We start from the raw sequence: 5,077 nt of genomic DNA, 5'->3' as shown, positions 1-5,077 counted from the left end.
TCTTCGACACGCTCCCAATTATTAAAAGTAGCTTTATCTAATACTATAGAAAAAATAAGACTATCATTATAAAAAAATGAATCTTCACCAATTCAAAATTTAATGTAAATACCAGAAGAATCATGTCAAATAAAAACAGATGAATTAATATATGCATGTCACATAAAACCACTTACAGAAAAATTATTATCAATTTTAGCAGAATTATCAATCGCTTCTGTTATATCTTTTGTGCTAATTTTAATATTATGTTTTTGAGTACTTTGACTTGAATCACCAGCAGAAATAAAAGAATTATTATCAAAGCTGATACTAGGAAATAAAGTAGTAAAATCATCCCAAGATTTAGCATAGTCAGTTCAATTTGAAAATATATTTTTTTGCTCACTATTATAAACATTTGTAGAATCTGTTCCATTATAATTAGTAGTATAATTAAAATTTACATTTTGTGTAATATTATCATTTTTAAATTTATTATAATAAATTTCAATTAAATTATTATTATCAAAAATATAGTTTAATGAATAGTTCTTGTCACTAATATTAAATGGAAGATTATAAATAAAATTATAAATATCTTTATTATCAACAATTAAATCAACAATTTTAGTAGCTAATTCATTATTAATTTTTCCTTTTAAACTACTTTGACTAATAAAATAATTAGACAACTTCTCAGCAATTGTTCTATCAATTTTATTAGATAATGTTGCTTTAGCAATATAATATAGACCCAATGTTTCACTTAAATTATCACTATGCTCAACTTTATGACCACCTGTTTGTTGTGAAATATCAATGTGTTTTTCAATTCCACCTTGCTGAATTAACTTTCAATCTTGATTATCACCACTAAAGTAAGAAGTACTATATTCACTTTTACTATATGGATTATATGTATCTTTAATAGTAGTTACTTTTTTAGTATTATTCATTTCTTGTTTTGTATTTTCAATATCTGATTTATCTTTATCAGGAACAATTACTTTGGTATTATAAACTAGATTACCTGTTGTATCTACTAAAAAAGTATTTTGAGCATTGGCAAAAGTATAACTTTTTAATGCTGAAGTATCATAACTGTAAAATTTATAATCGGTTATTAATTGGTTAGTAATTCAATCACTAGTACCTAAAATATTTCATTGATTATTAAATAATGAATTTGTAAAATTCTTTATTGATGATTTATTTGTTAAGCTACTGTTATTAACAATATTATCATTAATACTATTAATAACAGTATTACTTGTTAAAGTTAATGTTGTTAATGTACTTAAAGTAATTAATAATTGTTTCATTCATATACCTACCTTTTAAATAATACAATTTTAATAATTAGATATCTTTTTATATATACTCATTAAAATTATAACGATATTGAATTTATATCGTTATTTATAATATAACACAAATTTTTCTTATTTTTTTTAATAAAATCTCATTTAAAAATGTTTAAAAATTAATCTAATATTTTGAATTAAGTTAATAATAAAAAAATATATTATAATTAAACTATACACAGATAGAACTTTTGTTCTTAATGATGTTTAGAGAGAGGTGAAAGTAATGGAATTTGATTTTGATGTTATTACTATTGGTGCTGGTGTTATTGGTGCTGCTATTAGTGATGAATTATCAAAAAGAAACTTAAAAGTAGTTATTTTAGAAAAAAATTTAAGAATTGCCCAAGAAACATCAGAAGGAAATTCTGGAGTCATTCATGGTGGATTTGATCCAACACCAGGAAAACTAAATGCTAAATTAAATCTAGAGGGCAGAAAATTATATGAAAATGATTGATTTAAAAATTTAGATTTTCCATGAAAAAAAATTGATTCTTTAATACTTGCTTTTAGCAAAGAAGAAAACTCAGAAATACAAAAATTATATGCACGTGGTATTACTAATGGTCTTGCTAAAAAAGAATTATCAATATTAACAAGAGAAGAAGTAATTTCATTAGAACCTAATGTTAACCCAAAAGTTACTAGTGCACTACTTTGTTCTGCTTCATATGCTGTTGATCCAGTATTATTAACACAATCTTTAATTAATCGCATGATTAAAAATAGAGGACAACTAAAAGTTGATCATCAAGTAATTAATATTGAAACATTAAATTCAGGTTTTCGAGTTACTTGTTTAAATAATCAAAAAAAAGTAACTTTTACTTCAAAATATATTATTAATGCTGCTGGTCATTATGCTGATGATATTGCAAAGTTAATAAATTGTCAAGATTTCACTTTAAAAACTAGAAGAGGACAGTATTGTATTCTTGAAAAAACCGAAAATCATATTATAAATAATCACATTCTATTTATGATACCTACTATTCATGGTAAAGGAGTAATAGTTGCTCCAATGCTTGATGGTCATATCTTGGTGGGTCCTACTTCTCATGAAAATGTACCGAAAAGTGATACTAGATTAATTACAATTGAAGATATTGAACTTATTAATAAAATTGGTCTAAAAATTATTCCAACTTTAAATATTAATAAAACTTGTAAAGTAATTAGTGGTTCACGAGCAATTTGTGTTGAAACTGATGATTTTTTCATAAAATTTGCTAGTAATAATACTAACTTTATTAATGTTGCTGGTATTAAATCACCAGGTCTAAGTTCAGCACCAGCAATTGCTTTACTAGTAGCAAATATGATAAAAAATATTTAATTTAAGGAGGAAAATATTATGCCAGAAGTCTCACAAGTAATTATTGGTGAACTATTTGGCACATTTATCCTAATTTTACTAGGAAATTGTGTTGTTGCCAACGTTTTATTAAAAAAAACAAAGGGAGAAAATAGCGGTTGACTTGTTATTTGTACTGGATGAGGATTTGCTGTTGCTATTGCTGCAATGTTAAGTGGAATTTCAGGAGCACATTTAAATCCAGCTGTTACTATTGGATTATGAGTTGCTAATAAAAAAACAGCTTTTATTGGGGAAAACTTCCTTTATATTCCATTTTATATTTTATTTCAATTTTTAGGTGCAATGTTAGGACAATTAGTTGTTTACTTAGCATATTTTAAACAATATAACATTACTGAAGATAATAATAAAATTTTAGCAACTTTTGCAACAGCTCCAGCCGAACGTAGTTATATTTGAAATACTATAACAGAAATTATTGGAACATTTATGCTAGTTATGATTGTTTGTGCTACTATTGGTATTAAAAATTTAGTTATTAATTCACAAATATTTAATAGTGGTTCTGCGTTTATTACTGGACCTGCGACTGTTGGTATTGGTGTTATGGTTATTGGACTTGCTATTGGTGGACCAACAGGTTTTGCTATTAATCCAGCTCGAGATTTAGGACCACGAATTATTCATGCTATTTTACCAATAGCAAATAAAGGAAGTTCTGATTGAAAATATGCTCCAGTTCCTGTTATTGGACCAATTTTAGGAGCAATTATTGCTGGTGGTTTAATTCAAGTAATTGAAATACTTTAATAAAAGTACAGAAAGGATAAATAATATGTCAGAAGAAAAAAAATATATTATGGCATTAGATGAAGGTACATCTAGTTGTCGTACTTTAATTATTGATAAAGAAGGAAAAATTACTGGTATCAATCAAATTGATATACCTCAGCATTATCCCCCTCAATCAAGTTGAGTTGAACATGATGCACTTGGAATTTGAAATAATCAATTAACAACAATGCAACAAGCTTTAAATAAAAGTAATATTAAATCTAATCAAATTGAAGCAATTGGTATTACTAATCAACGTGAAACAACAGTAGTATGAAATCGTGATACAGGTTTACCAATTTATAACGCTATTGTTTGACAAGATCGCAGAACAGCAGATTACTGTGAAGAATTAGCAAAAAAAGGATGAAAAGAAAAAATTCATAAAAAAACCGGCTTACTAATTGATTCTTATTTTTCTGCTACTAAAATAAAATGAATTTTAGATAATGTTAAAAATGCACGTGAATTAGCAAAAAAAGGAAAACTAGCTTTTGGTACTATTGATAGTTGATTAATTTATAAAATGACAAATGGTATTGAAAATAATGTTGAAAAAACTAAACATGTTATTGACATTACAAATGCTTCACGAACAATGTTATTCAACATTAATACTAAAAAATGAGATGAAGAATTACTAGAATTATTTAATATTCCTAAAAATATGTTACCAGAAGTAGTTCCCAGTTCAGGTAAAATTGGAACTACTTATAAAGGAATGTTATTCCAAAATGATGAGCAAGAAATTCCTATTACTGCTGCAATTGGTGATCAACAAGCTGCATTATTTGGTCAATTATGTTTAACACCTGGTGAAATCAAAAATACTTATGGTACTGGTTGTTTTATTTTAATGAACATTGGAAATACTCCTCTTTTTTCAAAACAAGGTTTACTAACGACTATTGCTTATCAATTATCAGGCGAAGAACCAGTTTTTGCTTTAGAAGGTTCAGTTTTTATTGCAGGGGCTGCTGTTCAATTTTTACGTGATCAATTACGAATGTTATATCGTTCCGATGAAAGTCTATGATATTCACAAATTGTTAATCCCAAAGAAGAACAACGTATTTATGTAGTACCTGCTTTTGTTGGTTTGGGTGCCCCTTATTGAGATTCAACAGCACGTGGCGCTATATTTGGTTTAGAACGTGGTACGAAGCGTGAACATATTGTTAAAGGTACCATTGAATCATTAGCTTACCAGTCACAAGATGTTATTCTGGCAATGCAAGCAGATGTTAAATTAAATAAAGATTTAAAAGATTTAAAAATTAAGATTAAAGTTGATGGTGGAGCAAGTAATAATTCATATATTATGCAATTCCAAAGTGACATTAGTCGTACTAATTTAATTAAACCTAAAAATACTGAAACTACAGCAATGGGTACTGCTTACTTAGCAGGACTTGCAATTGGATTTTGAAATATTAATGATATTAAAAAAATAAATAAAATTGAAAAAGAATATAAACCAATTATGACAGAAAAAAAAGCAGAAACTTTTTATAAGGGTTGACAAGAAGCAGTTAAAAGAACACGTGGTTGAACTACTTCTATTAAATAAAAATAA

The 5,077-nt window shown here is 26.4% G+C and carries 3 protein-coding genes and 1 pseudogene; 3 read left to right on the top strand and 1 reads right to left on the bottom strand.

What is annotated here, in order from left to right; translation table 4 throughout:
- Positions 1-1,304 (bottom strand): annotated as a pseudogene (locus M0D11_RS05205) (hypothetical protein); the annotation flags it as partial.
- Positions 1,305-1,572: 268 nt separating this feature from the next.
- On the opposite strand from M0D11_RS05205, the gene glpO reads away from it, so the two are divergent.
- The 3 genes from glpO to glpK are packed head-to-tail and all read left to right on the top strand — an operon-like array spanning position 1,573 to position 5,071.
- Entirely contained in the window at positions 1,573-2,685 is a 1,113-nt protein-coding gene (glpO, locus tag M0D11_RS05200; RefSeq protein WP_252320730.1) for a type 2 glycerol-3-phosphate oxidase, read from the top strand.
- A gap of 18 nt (positions 2,686-2,703) precedes the next feature.
- A complete protein-coding gene (locus tag M0D11_RS05195; RefSeq protein WP_252320728.1) occupies positions 2,704-3,477 on the top strand; it encodes an MIP/aquaporin family protein in 774 nt (257 codons plus the stop codon).
- 25 nt (positions 3,478-3,502) lie between these two features.
- On the top strand, positions 3,503-5,071 hold the full coding sequence (gene glpK, locus M0D11_RS05190; RefSeq protein WP_252320726.1) for a glycerol kinase GlpK: 1,569 nt from the start codon (positions 3,503-3,505) through the stop codon (positions 5,069-5,071).
- Positions 5,072-5,077: the final 6 nt, after the last annotated feature.

The sequence above is a fragment of the Spiroplasma endosymbiont of Lariophagus distinguendus genome (assembly GCF_023846195.1).
Taxonomy (GTDB): Bacteria; Bacillota_I; Bacilli_A; order Mycoplasmatales; family VBWQ01; genus Spiroplasma_E.
This window is presented reverse-complemented; position numbering and strand designations above follow the sequence as displayed.